The organism is Streptococcus sp. 263_SSPC (assembly GCF_001071995.1).
Taxonomy (GTDB): domain Bacteria; phylum Bacillota; class Bacilli; order Lactobacillales; family Aerococcaceae; genus Granulicatella.
The window spans coordinates 1-906 of the sequence record NZ_JVNU01000053.1; the positions used below are offsets into that span (position 1 = coordinate 1).

The following is a 906-nucleotide window of genomic DNA, read 5'->3' on the forward strand; positions in this document are numbered from 1 at the left end:
ATCGACATGTACTTACCGTACATTCAATTAATAAAAGAAATGTTTCCTAACGCAAAAATTATCATTGATCCTTTTCACATCGTACAAGCCTTAAATAGAGAATTAAATCGAACTCGGGTACGTGTCATGAATACGCATCGTTATAAAGACCCTAAATTATATCGAAAGTTAAAACATTATTGGAAGTTAATTTTAAAGAATCCTAATGAACTTCAGAACTATAAATATAATCGTTATAAACTTTTTGAAAGCTTCATAACAAGCAAAGGAATCGTAGATTATATCTTAGAAAATAATCCATCTCTTAAAAATGATTATGAGGTTGTACATTCACTTCGTGAATGTATTCAGGACAGAGATTATATAGAATTCAAGGAAACGATTGAAGCAGCTACGCAATTATACCTATCTCCTGGTTTAAAAAGAGTATTAAAGACATTAATTACTTACTTGCCATATATTCAAAATACTTGTGAGTATCCAACTAGAACAAATGGCCCCATTGAAGGAATAAACAATAAAATAAAAGTACTCAAAAGGAATGCTTATGGCTTTAGAAACTATTACCATTTTAGGAACAGGATTATTTTAATAACAAAAATGTTTGGCCCAAAACAAAAAGGAATTAAGCAACAATTAGTTGCTTAATCCCTTCCTAAAATTCTTCATCAACACTATTTGACAAAGAGCCATTATTTTAGTCTTCTTTTTTCTTGAATCCTAATACTCCAAAACCAGTTAACATAGATGCAATAGCTGCACCAGTTAGAGAAGCTGTAGCCCCTGTATTTGGTAATTCTTCTTGTTTTGGTTCTTCTGGCGTACTAGTTGTTGTTGCTTCTGTTGTTGTTGGAGCTTCTGTTGTTGTTGGAGCTTCTGTTGTTGTTGGAGCTTCCGTTGTTGTTG

2 protein-coding genes are annotated in these 906 nt (G+C 32.1%); one reads left to right on the forward strand and one right to left on the reverse strand.

Annotation, left to right across the window (positions count from 1 at the left end; all coding sequences use genetic code 11):
- On the forward strand, positions 1-648 hold a 648-nt coding region (locus ADH02_RS08045), incomplete at its 5' end, for an ISL3 family transposase (protein WP_048783262.1).
- Positions 649-697: 49 nt separating this feature from the next.
- Here ADH02_RS08045 and ADH02_RS08050 read toward each other — a convergent pair.
- Positions 698-906 (reverse strand): LPXTG cell wall anchor domain-containing protein (locus ADH02_RS08050; protein WP_048784022.1); only part of this gene is annotated, 209 nt, incomplete at its 5' end.